Annotated in this window: 13 protein-coding genes (1 of these 13 only partly in view); 5 read left to right on the plus strand and 8 right to left on the minus strand. The window is 67.1% G+C overall.

Annotated elements, in window-relative coordinates:
* Positions 1-1,617 carry the 3' portion of a monovalent cation:proton antiporter-2 (CPA2) family protein gene (locus tag E6C72_RS13110; RefSeq protein ID WP_109864937.1) on the plus strand. It extends 81 nt beyond the left edge of the window, so only the last 1,617 of its 1,698 coding nucleotides appear in the window; its start codon lies beyond the left edge, outside the window; its stop codon occupies positions 1,615-1,617.
* 6 nt (positions 1,618-1,623) lie between these two features.
* Here the strand turns inward: E6C72_RS13110 and E6C72_RS13115 are convergent, their stop codons facing one another.
* The 4 genes from E6C72_RS13115 to E6C72_RS13130 are packed head-to-tail and all read right to left on the minus strand — an operon-like array spanning position 1,624 to position 5,483.
* A complete protein-coding gene (locus E6C72_RS13115) occupies positions 1,624-2,661 on the minus strand; it encodes a sulfate/molybdate ABC transporter ATP-binding protein (protein ID WP_109864936.1) in 1,038 nt (345 codons plus the stop codon).
* A gap of 31 nt (positions 2,662-2,692) precedes the next feature.
* Positions 2,693-3,580 (minus strand): sulfate ABC transporter permease subunit CysW, encoded by an 888-nt coding sequence (gene cysW / locus E6C72_RS13120; RefSeq protein WP_109864935.1) that lies wholly within the window; start codon positions 3,578-3,580, stop codon positions 2,693-2,695.
* Positions 3,570-4,472: a sulfate ABC transporter permease subunit CysT gene (gene cysT, locus E6C72_RS13125; RefSeq protein WP_109864934.1), complete on the minus strand. Its 903-nt coding sequence runs from the start codon at positions 4,470-4,472 to the stop codon at positions 3,570-3,572. Before cysT ends, cysW begins: the two co-directional genes overlap by 11 nt.
* A 3-nt stretch (positions 4,473-4,475) precedes the next feature.
* On the minus strand, positions 4,476-5,483 hold the full coding sequence (locus E6C72_RS13130) for a sulfate ABC transporter substrate-binding protein (protein WP_109864933.1): 1,008 nt from the start codon (positions 5,481-5,483) through the stop codon (positions 4,476-4,478).
* Positions 5,484-5,807: 324 nt separating this feature from the next.
* On the opposite strand from E6C72_RS13130, the gene E6C72_RS31770 reads away from it, so the two are divergent.
* The 4 genes from E6C72_RS31770 (at position 5,808) to E6C72_RS13145 (ending at position 10,639) form a co-directional block, all read left to right on the plus strand.
* Entirely contained in the window at positions 5,808-5,948 is a 141-nt protein-coding gene (locus E6C72_RS31770; protein WP_158280239.1) for a hypothetical protein, read from the plus strand.
* A 15-nt stretch (positions 5,949-5,963) separates the two neighbouring features.
* Positions 5,964-7,718, plus strand: coding sequence for a hypothetical protein (locus tag E6C72_RS13135; RefSeq protein WP_109864932.1), 1,755 nt, complete (start codon positions 5,964-5,966; stop codon positions 7,716-7,718).
* A 122-nt stretch (positions 7,719-7,840) separates the two neighbouring features.
* Positions 7,841-9,400 carry a glycosyltransferase gene (locus E6C72_RS13140; protein ID WP_109864931.1) on the plus strand — a complete coding sequence of 520 codons (1,560 nt, stop codon included), beginning with the start codon at positions 7,841-7,843 and terminating at the stop codon, positions 9,398-9,400.
* A 3-nt stretch (positions 9,401-9,403) separates the two neighbouring features.
* Positions 9,404-10,639, plus strand: a complete 1,236-nt coding sequence (locus tag E6C72_RS13145) for a hypothetical protein (RefSeq protein ID WP_109864930.1) — start codon at positions 9,404-9,406, stop codon at positions 10,637-10,639.
* Between the two features lie 6 nt (positions 10,640-10,645).
* Here E6C72_RS13145 and E6C72_RS13150 read toward each other — a convergent pair whose 3' ends face one another.
* From E6C72_RS13150 to E6C72_RS13165, 4 genes are all read right to left on the minus strand, one after another.
* On the minus strand, positions 10,646-14,059 hold the full coding sequence (locus E6C72_RS13150; protein WP_109864929.1) for a DEAD/DEAH box helicase: 3,414 nt from the start codon (positions 14,057-14,059) through the stop codon (positions 10,646-10,648).
* 125 nt (positions 14,060-14,184) lie between these two features.
* Positions 14,185-14,979: a hypothetical protein gene (locus E6C72_RS13155; protein WP_109864928.1), complete on the minus strand. Its 795-nt coding sequence runs from the start codon at positions 14,977-14,979 to the stop codon at positions 14,185-14,187.
* 39 nt (positions 14,980-15,018) lie between these two features.
* Positions 15,019-16,206 (minus strand): polysaccharide pyruvyl transferase family protein, encoded by a 1,188-nt coding sequence (locus E6C72_RS13160; RefSeq protein ID WP_109864927.1) that lies wholly within the window; start codon positions 16,204-16,206, stop codon positions 15,019-15,021.
* Positions 16,207-16,403: 197 nt separating this feature from the next.
* On the minus strand, positions 16,404-17,717 hold the full coding sequence (locus E6C72_RS13165) for a glycosyltransferase family 4 protein (protein WP_109864926.1): 1,314 nt from the start codon (positions 17,715-17,717) through the stop codon (positions 16,404-16,406).
* Positions 17,718-17,745 lie beyond the last annotated feature (28 nt).

The raw sequence follows: 17,745 nt of genomic DNA on the forward strand, positions 1-17,745 counted from the left end.
CGCATCCCGGCAGTGCTGGGATATCTCGTTGCGGGGGCGATGCTTGGTCCGCACACGCCGGGGCCGGTGGTTGATCTGGCGGTGCCGCAGGTCCTGTCGGAGTTCGGCGTCGTCTTTCTGCTGTTCGCCATCGGGCTGGAACTGCCGGTCTCGCGCCTGCGCGCGATGAGGCATTACATCTTCGGGCTGGGGCTGATGCAGGTCGGGCTGACCAGTGCGGCCATCGGCCTCGCCGCATGGTGGCTCGGCCTGTCGCCGGAAGCGGCGCTGATCGTCGGCGGCATGCTGGCCTTCTCCTCCACCGCCACGGTGCTGAAGCTGCTGGTCGAGCGCGGGGAGACGGTCGCACGTTTCGGCCGGATTTCCGTCGCGGTTCTGATCTTCCAGGATCTGGCGGTGGTACCGTTGCTGACCCTGCTGCCGCTGCTGGCCGATCCCGACGCCAGCATTCCGCTGGCGCTGACGCTCGCCGCGGTGAAGGCGGTGGCGGCGATCCTGGGCATCATGCTGCTCGGCCGCTTCGTCGTGCGGCCGGCTTACCGCTTCATCGCGTCCGCCGGCAATCCCGAGCTGTTCACCGCCACCAACCTGTTCGTCGTCCTGGCTGTCGGCTGGCTGACGGCCGAGGCTGGCATGTCGATGGCGCTGGGTGCCTTTCTGGCCGGCATGCTACTGGCCGATACCGCCTATCGCCATCAGGTAGAGGCCGACATCGAGCCTTTCCGCGGCCTGCTGCTCGGCCTGTTCTTCATGACGGTCGGTATGTCGCTCGACCTGCCAGCAATGGCGGCGGAAGCCCGGACCATCGCGGCACTGACAGCTGCGCTTCTGGTCGGCAAAAGCCTGTTGCTGTTCCTGCTCTGCCGGCTGTCAGGATTGGGGTTTGCGACCTCGCTACGCATCGGACTGCTGCTGTCTCAGGGCGGCGAGTTCGCCTTCGTCCTGATCGGCAAGGCGGTCGGGCTGTCGGTGCTGGACGGCCACACCGGCCTGCTGCTGTCCTCGTCGGTGGCGCTCAGCATGGCGGTGACGCCGGCCATCGGCGCGCTCGCGCAACGTACTGCGCAACTGATCGAAGCGCGGATGGGCGCCGAGGCCTTCGGCATCGAGACAAGCGATTTGAAGAGCCATGTGCTGATCTGCGGCTATGGCCGTGTCGGCAAGGCAGTCGCCAAGCTGCTGACCGAGCACAACATCGCCTATGTGGCCCTGGATTTGGAGCCACGGCGCATCGCCGCGGCCCGCCATGACGGGCTTCCGGTCTATTACGGCGACGCCAGCCAGGGCACGGTGCTGCGTGCCGCCGGGATCGAACGGGCGCGGGCCGCCGTCATCACGCTGAACCGGCCGGACGCCGCCCACAGGGCCGTCGAGGCGATCCATGCGACGGCGCCGACGCTGCCGATCATCGCCCGAGCCCATGATCTGGGGCAAAGCGCCGCCCTGGCGAGTGCCGGCGCCAGCGCCATAGTGCCGGAAACCATGGAGGCCAGCCTGCAACTGGCCGGCCTTGTCCTGCGCAGCGCCGGGGTCGAGGCCGCGGCGGTGGACCTCAGCCTGAAGGCCCACCGCGACGGCAACTACCGGACGCTCGCTGACCAGCAATCGTCAAACTGACGAGGATCAGCGGGCGAACACCCGCGCCCGGTCGATGTGAATGGCGCAGCGGTCACCGGCGGCGATGCCGAGCGTGGCGAGGCGTTCGCGATCCATCTCGGCCTCCAGGGTCAGGCCGGCGAGGTCGATGTCGATCCGAGCGTCCGGCCCGACGACATGGATGCCGGAGATGCGTGCCGGACCGGCCGAGGCCGGGGTCACGCCGAGGTCGTGCGGCCTGACATAGGCGACCGCCGGCCCCTGCACGCCGCCCTGGGTCGGGATCGCCAGGGCGCCGTCGCCGACGCGGGCGATGCCCCCCTCCACCGTGCAGTCGAAACGGTTCACCTGACCTAGGAATTCATAGACGAAGGCGGAGGCCGGATGGTCGTAGACCTCAGCCGGGGTGCCGATCTGCTCGATCCGCCCCTGGTTCATCACCACGACGCGGTCGGCCAGTTCCAGCGCCTCCTCCTGGTCGTGGGTGACGAAGACCGAGGTGATGTGGATGTCGTCATGCAGCTTGCGCAGCCAGCGCCGCAGCTCCTTGCGGACCTTGGCGTCGAGCGCGCCGAAGGGCTCGTCTAGCAGAAGCACCTTCGGCTCGATCGCCAGGGCGCGGGCCAGCGCCACGCGCTGCCTCTGGCCGCCCGACAACTGCGCCGGATAGCGGCCGGCGAAGGGCGAGAGCTGCACCAGTTCGAGCAGCTCGGTCACCCGCCGCTTGATCTCAGCGGCGCCGGGACGCTCGCCGCGCGGCCGAACCTTCAGGCCGAAGGCGACGTTGTCGAACACCGTCATGTGGCGGAACAGGGCGTAATGCTGGAAGACGAAGCCGACCTGCCGGTCGCGCGGCTTCAGCCCCAGCGCCTCCTCCCCATTCAACAGCAGGCCGCCGCCATCGGGGCTTTCCAGCCCGGCCATAATTCGCAGCAGCGTGGTCTTGCCCGAGCCGGAGGGGCCGAGCAGGGCCAGAAGCTCCCCCGACTTCACCTCCAGATCGACGGAATCGAGGGCGGTGAAATCGTTGAAGCGCTTGGTGATGCCTGAAACCTGGATCGCCATTGGTCCCGTTTTCCTCTCCAGAGCCCGGCGATCAGTGCCGGGACGCCGCCAGCTCGTCCCCGAAGCGCCACTCCAGCGCGGTCTTCACGACCAGCGTGACCAGGGCCAGCATGGCCAGGAGCGAGGCGACCGCGAAGGCGGCGACGAAATTGTATTCGTTGTAGAGAATCTCGACATGCAGCGGCATCGTGTTGGTCTCGCCCCGGATATGGCCGGAGACGACCGACACGGCGCCGAACTCGCCCATCGCGCGGGCATTGCACAGCAGCACGCCGTAGAGCAGGCCCCATTTGATGTTGGGAATGGTGACCCGCCAGAAGGTCTGCCAGCCGGACGCGCCCAGCACCAACGCCGCCTCCTCCTCGTCGGAGCCCTGTTCCTGCATCAGCGGGATCAGCTCGCGCGCCACGAAGGGAAAGGTGACGAAGATGGTGGCGAGCACCAGACCCGGCACCGCGAAGATGATCTGCACGCCCATGTCGCGCAGGTATGTGCCGAACAATCCGTTCATGCCGAACAGCAGCACGTAGATCAGGCCGGAGATCACCGGCGACACCGAGAACGGCAGGTCGATCAGCGTGATGAGCAGGTTCTTGCCGCGGAAATCGAACTTGGCGACGCACCAGGAGGCGGCGACGCCGAACAGCAGGTTGGCCGGCACCGAAATGGCGGCGACGATCAGCGTCAGCTCGATCGCGGCCACCGCGTCGGGTTCGGTCAGCGCCGCCCAATAGGCGCCGAAGCCGCGGCGCAGCGCCTCGGCGAACACCGCCACCAGGGGGAGAAGCAGGAACAGCGCCAGGAACAGCAGGGCTCCACCGATCAGGAGGATGCGCACCCAGGCCGGTTCGGTCAGGGCCGACCGGGTCGGCGCAACCGCGACGGAGGCCGAGGCGGTCAAGCTGGTATCAGCGGGCATGGCGCGACCTCATCCACTGCTGAAGGAGGTTGAGGATGAGGAGCATGACGAAGGACACCGCCAGCATGGCCGTGCCGACCGCGGCAGCGCCGGCATAGTCGTACTGTTCCAGCTTGATGACGATCAGCAGCGGCAGGATCTCCGTCAGGCCGGGCATGTTGCCGGCGATGAAGATGACAGAGCCGTATTCGCCGACGCCGCGGGCGAAGGACAGGGCAAAGCCGGTGACCAAGGCCGGCAGGATCGCCGGCAGGATGACGCTGCCGAAGGTCTGGAGACGCGAGGCGCCCAGCGATGCAGCGGCCTCCTCCTCCTCGCGCGGCAGATCCTGAAGAATCGGCTGCACGGTGCGGACGACGAAGGGGAGGCCGATGAAGGTCAGCGCGATGGCGATGCCGAGCGGCGTGAAGGCGACCTTTATGCCGAACAGCTCGCCCAGCGGCTTGCCGAGCCAGCCGTTGGGTGCATAGAGCGCGCTGAGCGCGATGCCGGCCACCGCGGTGGGCAGGGCGAAGGGCAGATCGACCAGCGCATCGACCAGCCGCTTGCCGGGAAAGTCGTAGCGGACCAGCACCCAAGCGACCAGGAAGCCGAACAGCGCGTTGGTCAGCGCGGCGGCGAAGGACAGCCCGAAGCTGACCTCGAAGGCGGCGAGCACCCGGGGCGTCGTCACCGCCGACCAGAAACCGCTCCAGCCGAGGCCGCTGGACCTGACGATCAGGGCCGCCAGCGGGATCAGCACGATGCAGCCGAGATAGCTGAGCGTGAAGCCCAGCGTCAGCCCGAAGCCGGGGAGGACGCTGGGCTTCCGGAAGAGGGGAACGGAGGCGCGGACCGTCACCGCGCCCCCCTTTCCTGCCAGAGCGCTGTCGCTGTCGGCAGCGGCGACCATGGGTCAACGCCCCTTCTGGAAGATCTGGTCGAAGACACCACCGTCCGAGAAGTGCTTCTCCTGTGCGGCACGCCAGCCCCCGAATTGGTCGATGGTGACCAGCTTAACATCGGCGAAGCGTCCCGCATACTGGCTCGCCAGTTCCGGATTGCGCGGGCGGTAGAAGTTCTTGGCGGCGATCTCCTGTCCTTCGCGGGTGTAGAGGAACTGGAGATAAGCCTCCGCCACCTTGCGGGTTCCCTTGCGGTCGACGACCTTGTCGACGACGGCGACCGGCGGTTCGGCCAGGATCGACAGGCTGGGCGTCACGATCTCGAACTTGTCGGCGCCGAATTCCTGCAGCGACAGGTAGGCCTCGTTCTCCCAGGCCAGCAGGACGTCGCCGATCCCGCGCTGGGTGAAGGTCACGGTGGCGCCGCGGGCGCCGCTGTCGAGAACCGGGACGTTCTTCAACAGCTGCGACACGAATTCCTTGGCCTTGGTCTCGTCGCCGCCGTTGGCCTGCTGGGCATAGGCCCAGGCGGCCAGATAGTTCCAGCGGGCGCCGCCCGAGGTCTTCGGGTTCGGGGTGATGACCTCAACGCCCGGCTTCACCAGATCGTTCCAGTCCTTGATCCCCTTCGGATTGCCCTTCTTCACCAGAAACACGATGGTGGAGGTGTAGGGCGAGCTGTTGTTCGGCAGGCGGCCCTGCCAGTCCTTCGGCAGTAGGCCGGCATCGGCAATGGCGTCGATGTCATAGCCCAGCGCCAGGGTCACGATGTCGGCATCCAGCCCGTCGATCACCGATCGCGCCTGCTTGCCGGAGCCGCCGTGCGACTGGCGCACAGTCAGGGCACGGCCGGTTTCGGATTCCCACTTCTTGGCAAACGCCTTGTTGAACTCAACATAGAATTCCCGGGTGGGGTCGTAGGACACGTTCAACAGCGCGTCCTTGGAATCGGCGGCGGCCACGCCCAGCCAGGCCAGCGTCAGGCCGGCGGCGAGAAGGGTCAGGCGACGAAGCGACATGTCAGGGGTCTCCTTCGGTGGCTCCTGAATTGCACGGATTTTTTTCGTGATACCCGCGCCAACTTTTCTATTTCTTGTGTAGAGTTTGCCCATTGGCGGTGCGCTTGGGAAGTGGTTTTTTCGCCGATTACCGCGAGAATTTCGCAAAAGCCGATCAACCCATTGGTCGTAAAGCGGAAAATGTTCTCTGAATGCCGGCGCTCCCTATGACCAGGTGTATGTCGCCGAGCTTGGGCCGAAGGGGGGAGCCTGATCGGAGCCGGCAACTTTACCGGCTTCGCTCTGTTGATTACCGACAGATCGACACTGTCAGGAGCGAACGCAATGGCTGGCCCTTTCTGGAAACCGGGCACCGAACTCCCCAAAGCCGGCACGTCGCGTGGCATGGGACGCCCCGCCATGTGGAGCATTCTGGGCATCTTCGCGGTTCTGGCCCTGCTGCTGCTGTTCTTCCCGACCTGGTGACGGCGGTCGGCGGCGATGCTGGTCTATGGTGACCAGGAGGTTTCCGAGGATCCCCGACGCCGCATCGACCGGCTGAGGCGTGGTTTTGCCGATGCCGACCCTGCCGCGACTGGTCCGGAGCGGCACGGCGCCCTGGTGATGCTGTTCATCGAAGCGTCCGAACTGGCGCAGGGGCTGGCCGATCGCGAGTTTTACAGCGCCGGCATGGATGACCGCACGGCTTTGCAGGATGCCGGCATGAACGTGGTGATGGCGCTTGCCCGGCACGTGGCGGTTTCCTGGCGATCAGCCGGAACATCGGACGGCTTGCCTGATGCTGTGGAATTCCTCGATGCCTTGGAGGGGCTGTCCGCCCTGCCCTTGCCCGAATCGGTGGTCATGCGCCGGGCGGAAGGCCATGCCTTCTACAGCCTCTATCCCGAAGCGTATCTGGAGGCGGCAGCGCGGCTACCGCCGCGCTTCGCCAAATCGCCAGTGATGATCGGCCTGCGCAGCATCGGCTCCGGACTGGCGGCGATGGCGGCGGTGGCGCTGAACGCGCCAGCGCCGGTCAGCTTGCGGCCGGTCGGGCATCCGTTCCAGCGGGAAATCCGGGTATCGGAGCGGCTCAGCCGCATGCTGCTCGCCGATCCGCAGGCAACCTATGTGATCGTGGACGAGGGGCCGGGGCTGTCGGGCAGTTCCTTCGGCACCGTAGCCGACTGGCTTGAGGACAACGGGGTGTCGTCAGACCACATCGCCTTCCTGCCCGGCCATGATGGCGAACTTGGCCCGCAAGCCTCCGACCGGCACCGGCGGCGCTGGGCGGACGCGGTGCGCCCGGTGGTCGGCTTCGACGAACTGTTCCGGTCCGGCGAGCGGCCGTTTCCACCGTTGGAGCGCTGGTTTGCAGACATACCCGGGCCACCGTCCGCTCCGCTGGAGGATTTGTCAGGTGGGAGATGGCGGCGGCTGTGCGGTGCGGGCGGTGGGCTGCCGGCCAATCCGCAGCAGGAGCGCCGCAAATTCCTGCTGCGCTCCGGCACCGGATCATGGCTGCTGAAATTCGCCGGGTTGGGTCGCATTGGAGTGAACGCTCTGCACCGGGCGCGCGTCCTGCATGCCGCCGGCTTCACCACGGAGCCGCTCGCCCTGCGCCATGGCATCATCGCGGAACGCTGGCTGGACGGAGGACAGGCAATGACGCAGGTGACGCCCGACGCCGTGGATCGGCTTGCCCATTATCTGGCTTTCCGCGCACGAAGCTTTCCGGCACAGCCGGGGTCGGGCGCCACCCTGCCCGACCTGCTGACCATGGCGCGCACCAACATTGGCGAGGCGCTGGGGGAGAAAGCGACGAGGGTGCTGGATGGCTGGACGGCTGACCAACTGGCCGACTTGGAAGCGGATATGCACCGGGTCGTCACCGACAACCGGCTGCACCGCTGGGAATGGCTGCGGCTTCCCGACGGGCGCCTTATGAAGACCGATGCGCTGGACCATGCCGCCGCCCATGACCTGATCGGCTGCCAGGACATCGCCTGGGACGTGGCCGGCGGAATTGTGGAGTTCGACCTGACGGATGAATGGGCGGAGATGCTGTACCGGGCGGTCGAGGAGGCGGCGCCATTCGACCGCCGGCTGCTGGCCTTCTGCCTGCCGTGCTACATCGCGTTCCAGATCGGCTATTGGACCTTCGCCGCCGGCAGCGATTCCTCGGCAGCCCGCGAACGCCGCCGATACGAGGCGCACTGGAAACGGTGGTGGCCGGTGGAAGCCGGCACGGGTTGATCGATTGACAGCCGACGGGATCGCTCCTATCGGTTGATGCGGATGCTGGCCCAGTCCCGCCCCGTCGAGGCGCCGCCGGCGGTCACTACACCAAGCCGGCGCCAAACCGGACCGTTCGAACCATGCAAGCCTCCGACTTACACGCCACTGTGCTGACCGACCTGATTGACCGGCTGCTGGGTCCGGCCGGAACAGGAGAGGCGCTGAGGGCGATTTCGGACGGCTGCGAAACCGCAAGGACGGCCGGGCTGGGGCAGGATGCGGCAGCGATGGCGCGGTTGGACGGTGTGACCGCCGGCCTGGACCCCATCCTGCGGGAATCGGCGCTGGCCTACGTGTCCGGCGATCTGCGCCGCTATCTGCACATCCTTGACATGCTGGACAATGTGCTGGACCTGGCGCCGCTGGATGGAATCAACCAGATCTACTGGTCGATGCAACGCCAGCTGTTCCTGATGCGCATGGACATGGGCTCCGTGCCCGATTTCGTCGTCGAACGCCTGTTCCCCTTCTATGAGCGGTTCCTGCGGCAGATGGCGGCGCGGCTTGGACTGGCGCCGGTCGGGAGAAAGGCGGGACAGCCCGACACAGGACGGGTAGTGATCGTCACCAACCAGTTCCTGTCGGCCGAACACCAGCCGTCGCGCGACCTGCTGCTGCTGGCGGTGCGGCTCCAGCGCGATCTTGGCCGGACGGTGCTGGTGCTGAACACCAACATGATGCCGGACCGCTATTACAGCCCCTTCGTTCCCCCCTTCGCCGCCGCGGTCGAAGACAGGCTGTCGGGAGAGCAGACGATCCGCTGCGGCGGCGAGCGCATCCGCATGCTGTCCTCCACAGCACCCGGCGTCACCGCCGACAAGCTGTCCGGCTTCCTGTCGGCGGTGGCGGCGTTCGACCCCGATCTGGTGATCGCCTTCGGTGGTTCGGTGATCGTCGCCGATCTGCTGGAAAGCGCGCATCCGGTGATGTGCGTTCCCACCACCAGCGGGCAGATCATCTCGCTCGCCGACATCGTTCTGGATTTCGGCGGCCACGCACCGCCGGCGGGGAATGGGCGGCTGGCGCGGTCCTGGCGCCCCTCGCGCTTCGGGCTGTCGCTACGCCGCACCGGCGAGACGGCGACACGGGCGGAGTTCGCCTTGCAGGAAGCCGAATTCGTCTGCGTCGTCGTCGGCAACCGCCTGGACGCGGAGACCGATGGGGCGTTCCTGTGCCTGCTGGGTCGGATTCTGGACGCGATCCCGCAGGCGCTGGTGCTGTTCGCCGGCGGGGTGGAGAGCCTGCCCGGCCGGCTGGCCACCGACCGCCATGCCGGACGGCTGCGCAGCCTGGGCCATGTCGACCGCATGGAAGCGCTGATGTCGGTCTGCGATCTGTTCGTGAACCCACGCCGAACCGGCGGTGGGGCGGGAGCGGCACAGGCGATGGCCGGCGGCGTGCCGGTGCTGTCCTTCGACGGCGGCGACGTCGCCAGCGTGGCCGGCCCGTCCTTCCTGGTTGCCGATGAGGCGGCCTTCGTCGCGCGCGCCGTCGCCCTGGCGGATGACCCCACCCTGCTGGCCGACGCCCGGCAGGAGGCCCGCGACCGCATCGCGACGGTGGAGCGGGAAGGCGCCGACAACGGCCAACTCTTCGCCTATATGGCCGAGGCGGCCAGCTTGTTCGCCAAGCGGAGGTAGAGCATGCGCTTCCTGCTTTGCGGACAGGGGACGTCGGAAATCCTGTGGTCGATCCAGGCGGCTCTGGTCGATCTGGGTCATGAGTCGGTGCTGGCACTGCCCGACATCTCGCAGGACGTGCTCGACCGGCGCATCGACGCCCTGTTCGTGCTGAACCTGTTCGAGATCCCCAGGCCGACGGTTGAGATGCTGCGTGGCTATATCGCACAGTTCGGCGGCCAGCCGGGCAAGGGGCCGGCCATCGTCCACATCTGCCTGAAGCATCCGCTGGAAGAGATCGGCGCCGGTACGGCGGAACAGATCCGCGCTGCCGATCGCTGGATGGCCGACAACAGCGTTTCAATGTGGTGCATGTGCCGGGGCTCGGCCGAGCAGGCCGTCCGTCTGGGGCTGAGCCGGGTCTTCCACGAGCCGCTGGGCGTCCATCGCTGGATCTGCACCGCCCCGGCGGCGGACGACTCGGTCGATCTCTACAAGCGCTGGATGGCACCGGACACGCCCGGTCTGCAACGCCACCCCTATGCCGCAATGAAGGGACCGTCCGACCACATGGCCGAAACGTCGGCACGCGATCGCGTCCTCTATCTGGGACAGGGTTGGCCGGATCATCTCGAATCCGGACGCGAGCCGGTTTCTCCAGCCATCCAGCGCGATGCGGAGGCGGTCGCCGCGACCATGATGGAACAGCCGGCGCTTCATCGGGTACAGGCGATGGACAAATGCGGACTGGCGGGTCACTCGGTTGACCCGGCATGGACACTGGAATTCAACCGCGCCTTTACCATCGCCTTTGCGGTGGAGAACCGCCGCCGTTTCGCCATCGCCCTGCGCCATGGCCTGGGCGAGGGATTCGCGCTGTGGGGCAACGGCTGGGAGCGGTTCGGCCTCGACGCCGGCCCGGTGTCGGCGGCGCCGCGCAATGCCTATCACTCGGCCGCCGCCTGTCTGGATTTCGGCAGCCTCGCCTACGACACGGCGATCTTTCCGAGGACCCTGGAGATCGTCAAGCGGAACGGTCTGCTGGTCAGCTGGCGCCACGCCGACACCGCCCAGTTGTTCGGCGCTTGCGAGGATGCACTGACCTTCACCGGCGAGGACGACGCATTGCGCCTGCTCTCCGCCCTGTCCACCGACGCCGACCACCGCGCGCGGCTGCGATCAGCGCATCTGGACCATTGCTTCGACGCCCTGGCGCTGACCGCCATCCTGCCGCGGGTCATCGCGCGCGTCCGAGGCTGAAAAGGCCTATTTCCGCTTGCGCCGCTGCGCCTTGCGGACGATCGCCTCGACGCAATCGAGCAGGCAGGCTGCATTCGCCAGCCGGCCATCGGCGTTCGGCGCCTCCAGCGCGGCGGACAAACGGTCGTCCTGAGCCCGCAGAAAAGCTTTCAACCGTTTCGCCAGCGTCGCCGCCCTGGCCGCCGCGCGCTCGCCGCGCAAGGTGATCGCCACACCTGCCGGACCGCAGCCGAGCGAGGCAACCCCCAACACACGGCAGCGGCAGCGCAGCTCGGCGATGCCCAGCAGTCGCTCCACCGGGTCCGGCAGCGGGCCGAAACGGTCCTCGACCTCCTCGCGCAGGGCGTCCAACTCGCCGGCCTCGCGGGCGCGGGCGATCCGGCGATGCAGACCGATGCGCAGCTCCTCCTCCGGGATGTAGGCGGACGGGATGCTGTACGGCACCGCGACCGTCACCTCCGGATCCCATCGTTCGTCCGGCTGGCGGCGCAGTGCCCGCAGGGCGTCGGCGAGGATGCGCTGATAGAGTTCAGTCCCCACCGCGCGCAGATGGCCGTTCTGGTCCTCGCCCAGTAGGTCGCCGGCCCCCCGCTGGTCGAGGTCGAGCATGCTCAAGACGAAGCCGCCGCCCAGGCTTTCGATCACCTCCAGCGAGCCGAGCCGGCGGGCCGCCCGCTCCTCCAGCGGGTGGTCGGGGTCGGTGAGCAGATAGGCGTAGCCCTGCACCGCCCCACGCCCGACCCGGCCGCGCAGCTGGTGCAGCTGCCCAAGCCCGAACAGGTCGGGACGGAACAGCAGCAGCGTGTTGGCATGCGGGATGTCGATGCCGGATTCGATGATCGGCGTTGCCAGCAGGATGTCGCTCTCACCGTCGACGAAGCCCATCACCGCATCGTCCAGCGCCCCCGCCCCCAGCCGGCCATGCGCCACCGCGATGCGGGCCGACGGCACCAGATCCCGGATCCAGACCTCCAGCTCCGCCAGATCGGCAATGCGAGGGGTGACGCAGAATGCCTGCCCGCCGCGCCCCAGCTCACGCAGCAGGGCGGCGCGGGCGGTGGCGGGATCGCGCGGGGTGACGGCAGTGCGCACCGGCCTGCGGCGGGCCGGCGGGGTATCGATGATGCTGAGGCCACGCAGGCCGGCCAGCGCGCCTTGGAGGGTACTCGGGATCGGCGTGGCGCTGAGCGCCAGACTGTGGAAGCCCTTTTTCCGCCCCTTCAGCGCCTGCTTCTGCGCCGCACCGAAGCGCTGTTCCTCGTCCATCACCATCAGGCCCAGATGCTGGAACCGGACCTCCTTGGACAGCAGGGCATGGGTGCCGACGACGATGTGCACCGATCCGTCGGTCAGCCCGGCGCGCACACGGTCGCCATCCGCCTTGGTCATGGCACCGCTCAGCGGTTCGACCCTCACGCCGAAGCCGGCGAAGCGGCGGCGGAATACCTCCACATGCTGGCGGGCAAGGACGGAGGTCGGGGCCATCACCGCCACCTGATGCCCTGAGAATGCGACCGCCGCCGCAGCGCGCAGGGCGACCTCGGTCTTGCCATATCCGACATCGGCGCAGACCAGATGATCCATCGGACGGCCCTGGCGCATGGCATCGAGAACAGCCTGGACGGCGTGGCGCTGCCCTTCGGTCGGATCGAAGCCGAAGCGCGCGGCGAAGCGGCGCATGCGGTCGGCCGGCGGATCGATGATCGGCGCAACCTCCCGCGCTCGGCGGCGAGCTTCACGCAGGATGCCCTTGGCGGTCTCGCCGATCTCGGCCTCCAGCACGGCGCGGCGTTCCAGCCAATGGGTGTTCTTCAGGCTGTCGAGCCTGGCACCGGTGTCGGCCGAGCCATGGCGCCACAACCGGTCGAAATCGGCGGTCGGCACCAGCAGACGGTCGTCATGGGCATATTCCAGAACCAAGAAGTCGGCGGTTGAATCCTCTCCGTCGCCATCGCCGGACGTGATGGTTTCCAGCCCGATCAGCCGGCCGATGCCATAGTCCAGATGCACGACGAAGTCGCCGGTCGACAGCTCCGACGGGGCCAGCGGAGGTCTGCTCCGCACTTCCCCGCGGTGCTCCCCGGCATGGCGCGGCGCCACAAGGACGGTCATGCCGTCGCAGAGAAAGCCGTCCGCCGTCCGAAGCGTCAGCACGGCACAATCGCCGGCTGCCAGAAGTGGATCTGGCCAGCGCTCCAGCCGACGCACTGGACGGCCCAAGGCCACCGACACCCGCTCGGCCAGCCGATCGGCCTCGCCGGGGCGGGCCGCAAGCAGGACTGAGCCGTGGTTCTCAAGCACAGCCGCCACCCGGCGCAGCAGCGCGCGTTCCGTCCGCACCGGTTCCACGGCATGGCCGGCGCCCACCTCCACCGTCCACAGATCGCGGGCGGCGAGCCTGTCTTCCAACGCGTCGGCGTCGATCAGCCGGCGTTCCAGCGGCGGAATCGGCAAGAGACGGGGATCGTCGCGCCGGAGCCGCCGGTCCAGCCCGGCCTCCGCCAGATCGTCGGACCGCGCCTCGATGCGGTCGTGCGCGCCGGCGTCCAGCACGACCAGCGCATCAGGCAGCAGGTCCAGCAGCAGCGGACAGTCGTCGAAGACATTGGGAAGTTGAAGATCGAAGCCGTAGGGACGCCGACCTTCCTGCAATTCCCGCCGCAGACCGTCCGGCAGGGAATACCCCAATCCCGCAAGGCCGGCGGCGAGGCGGTCGAGCATCGCCGGCCCGAGGATCAGCTCGCTGACCGGACCCAGCGTAAGCTCGTCGATCGACTTCACCGAACGCTGGGACACCGGATCGTAGAGGCGCAGGTCGCGCACCACCCCGTCGGCTATGTCGCAACGGACCGGGCGGTCACAATGACCGGGAAAGACCTCCACCACGGCGCCGCGGATCGCAGCCTCGCCGGGCTCGTCCACCCGATCGTCCAGCACATAGCCGGTGCGGGCAAACCAACCGCGCCACCCCGCCTCATCATAGGCCATGCCACGGCTGAGACGGAACTGACCACCCACCCAGGCCCGCGGCGGCGGCAACCTCTGCAAGGCGAGATCGGCCGAGGCCACCACCAGTCGCCCTCCAGCCGGCTCTCCTCCTTCGGCAAGGCGCATCAGACCGGCGGCGCGGCGCCCCAGCACGGCACGAGACGGCGCGGCGCGGTCGCCCGCCGCCGTCTCGTCGACCGGCAACAGAACGACGTCGATGTCCGGGGACAGGTCGCTTGCCAGCCGCGCCAGCCGGGTGGCGCGCGCATCGCTGCGCACGAGCAACAGGACGCCGCCCGGCCGGCGGGCGAGTGCCGTCAACCGAACGGCAAGTTCTCCCTCGCTCTGGACGGACAGGATGGATGGGGACGACGCCGGGATTGGCGGCGGCATGTCGGGGGTCGGTTCGACGACGGGAACTCCGTCAAGCATAAGGGCAGGCTCCGCTCTATCGCACCGCATGGCCCCCGATCGGAGGGACCGTCAGGGCCGCAGAGGGTGAACACCGCCGGGTCCCCCACAGTTGCCTACCCTTCAGTCTAGCGGAACCTTCCCGGTCAGTGCAGCACCAGCCAGCCGACCAGCACCGCCAGAAAGGCGCCGGCCGTCGATCCCAGCACGGTCAGCAACGGCGACCATCCGGTACTGCCGCCCTTCTCCGCCGATGCGCTGTCCAGTCCACGCAGGCTCTGGTCCATCCGCATCAGGAACACCTCCAGCCCACCGACCCGCTCGGTCAGCTCGCGTAGAGCCTCGGCAAGAGTGTCGGACCGCTCGCCTTGCGCCGTTTCCAGGCGGGAGGCATCGGCCCGCAGCGCCGTCACCCCCTCCCCCGCATCGCGCAACAGGCGGCCGATGGTTTGCTGAGCGGCGGCAAGCTGGCGGTGGTCGCGACGCAACGCGTCGATCCGCTCGCCGATCCGTTGCAGATGCGGCCCCAGGAGGCGATCGAGCCGCTGGTCCTCCGGATTGGGCTGGGCAAAGGTCGTCGTCTCGCCGGTGGAGGGCGACCGCACGACCGCCACCACCTGCGACGGATCGGCACCCTCCGGCAGGATCACCTCCGCCTCGAAGGCATGGGCTCCGTCACCGATGCCACCGCCCGCCAGATCGGGCCGCGGCCGGTCGGCAGCCACCCGTGCCAGGATTTCCGGCGGTCCGCCGTCCCGTTCCAGCCGCAGTTCCACTTCGAGCCGATCGGCCGGATGGTTGCCGTCCCAAGCCCAGCCGAAAACGCGGCCCCCTTGCAAGGCGTCGATATGACCGACGATGGCGGCCACCTGCGGAGCTTCGAGGGGGTCGACCACGGGGGTGGAGTCGCGAAGCTCGACGATCTTGGCAGTGGCGGACATGGGAACGGCTTCCGGTCGCTGGAGAGAGGGCGTCGTCGCTTACGCAGCCTTGCGGTCGGTGGCACGGCGCAGGGTCTGGCTTGGCATGCGGTGGGGGACGTAGTTCTCGTCCAGGAATTCCCGCATATCGCGATAGCGCTGGTAGTAGGTGCGGTTGAACTTCTCGAACAGGCTCTGGTCCCAATATTCCTCAAGGACGAAAGGCTTGTCCGAATAGACGTTGTAGCAGGGGATCGCGAAGGTCTCGGCGAACTCCGCCGTGCGGCTGTCATAGCTGAAGTAAACGGACGGCGTGGCGTTCGACAGTGCCATCAGATTGCCGTGCAGGCGATATCCCAGCACGAGATCCTTCGACCGCACAAGGTTCTCGTAATCGGCAACGACATCCGAATACCACAGGCGCTCACGGTACAGGTCGTCCATCTCGTCATCGAAATACCATTGCTTCAGCCAAGCGCTGTCATGCAGGTGCGCCCAGGCCTCCGCCTTCTGCTCCTCGGTACCCCACAGCAGCTTCTTCTCCTCCACCTCGCCCTGCATCATCAGCACGGTGTCGAAGCGGCGGGAGATGTCCTTCACGAAGTCGCGGTGGCGCTCCAGATATTTCCGCACGTCCGGCGAGTAATGCTTGGAGACCTCGCGGCGCATGGTGATGCCGACCTTCCGCACGCTGTCGAGCGCCGGCAGGTCGATGCGCAGTTCCGGGTCGCGGTTGCGGAAGGCGGTCGGGCAGCCGACGATACGGGTGTTCTTGATGCCGAGGTCCCACAACACTTCGGCGGTGTAGGTGCCGCGCACGCCGAGCGTAGTCGACCTGTCGGCGATCATCCGCCAGATGCGCTTGCTTTCCTCGGTCAGCGTCAGCTTGCCGGTGGCCGGCGCCTGGGCGCCGACGCCGAAGGCGATGACGGGAATGCGCAGCTTCGCCAGCACCTGGATGGTCGCCGCCGGCCAGTCCATCGAATCGTGGATGTAGTTGCTGCCGCGCAGGAAGACATAGTCGTATTCCGCGTTGATCCGGTCGACGACCTCCTGGCGGAACTCGCGGATCTCCAGCACATCCAGCTTGTCGTAGGTCAGCAGCTTCAATGAGGAGTCGAAGACGAAAGCGTCGCCGATGTTGTGGTAGTGGTTGATGCTGCGCTGAATGTCCTGGTAGCTGTACCAACGTACGCAGTCGTGATCATAGACTTCGCCCGACGGAATCATGACGAGGATGTTGGCCACGGCGGCACTCCCTGGGTTTGTCGGAAATAGAGACGGGGTGATTTCCGGACAATATCCGGAGACGCTCAAATATATACACGGAATTTATGTGATAAATCCCGCGATTTTCATTCAAACTCTACAAAATTTTCGACGATCTCAGAAAAGAAATCCCCTATATATTTTAAAATATCACAGTAGTTTCCAATTTCTTTTTATCAAGAGCGCTGCGCCACCGCGCGTTCCGGCATCGCAGACGCCGCACCGCCGGCCGCCAGCAGCGCATCGAACACCTCCGAATGCTGACGGGCGCATTCGGCGCGATCGATCGGACGGCGGATGCGCAGGCGCAGCCGGTCCCACAGGTCGGGCGTGGTCAGCGCCTCGGTCATCCGGTCCACCAGATCCTCGACGCTGCCGTTGCGGAAATGCAGGCCGTCGACGCCATGGGTCACCTTCTCCGCCATGCCGCCGATGTTGCTGGCGATGATCGGGCGGCCATGCAGGAAGGCTTCCTGGATCACGACAGGGGAATTCTCCCACCAGATCGACGGGATGATCATCCAGTCGACGTCCTTCATCAGGCCCGGCAGTTCGGCCGAGCGGTAGCTGCCATAGAATCGCACCCGGTCGCCGGCCTTCTCCACCGCGTCGTTGAAGCGCTTCTGATAGGCATCCGGCTGGCGTTCCAGATTGCCGCCGAAGATCATCAGTGCGCCGTCCTCGCCCCAGGCCTTGTCGGAGATGCGCGACACCGCCTCCACCAACAGGTGCGCACCCTTGAACTCGGTCAGCTGGCCGAAGAAGGCGAAGCGGTTGCGCTTGCCGGCGCGGGTGACCGGACGCGGCGGGGCGATGCCCTCGATGGTCAGGCCATTCTCGATCATGCGAAACTTCTCGCGCGGCAGCCCCCAGTCGACATAGCGGTCGATCAGGAAGTTCGATGGGCTGATGTAGAAGTCGGCCTGCTCCAAGAAGGTCTTCAGGAACAGCTCGCGCTTGAAGAACTCCGCCTCGCCGATATGGGGGAAGCAGCCGGCGCAATCCGCCGGGCTGGCGCGGTAGCACAGCGCGTTGCGGCTGGTCTTCACCATCTGGCCGTGATGGTGGCAGATCGACAGATATTCATGCAGCGTCACCACGATCGGCACGCGCGGCAGCGCTTGACGCACCGCCTGGATGGTCTCGATCCCCAGGCCCAGGAAATGGTGGAAGTTCACCACGTCCGGCTGGAGGTCGCGGACATAACGGACGAAGTCCTTCTCCAGCCCCGGCAGGTTACGGTTCGACAGGCGGAAATGGTCGTAGTCATTGGCGTAATACAGCACCTCCCGCTCCTTTTGGCGCAGCGCCATGAGGGCGGAACCGCGATGCTGGGCGATCGGCGGCGCCACCCGGGCCAGATAGTGGCTTTCCCAGCCCGGCAGGTCGTGCAGGCCGTTGTGCAGGTTGTAGGAGGCGACCTCACCCCCGCCCAGCGAGAAGGAGGGGTGGCCATGGCTGATGATCAGCGCGCGCTTGGTCTTGCTCATCGGGTGACCGTTCGTCGGAGGCGGGGGG

It is taken from the genome of Azospirillum sp. TSH100, from assembly GCF_004923295.1.
Lineage (GTDB): Bacteria > Pseudomonadota > Alphaproteobacteria > Azospirillales > Azospirillaceae > Azospirillum.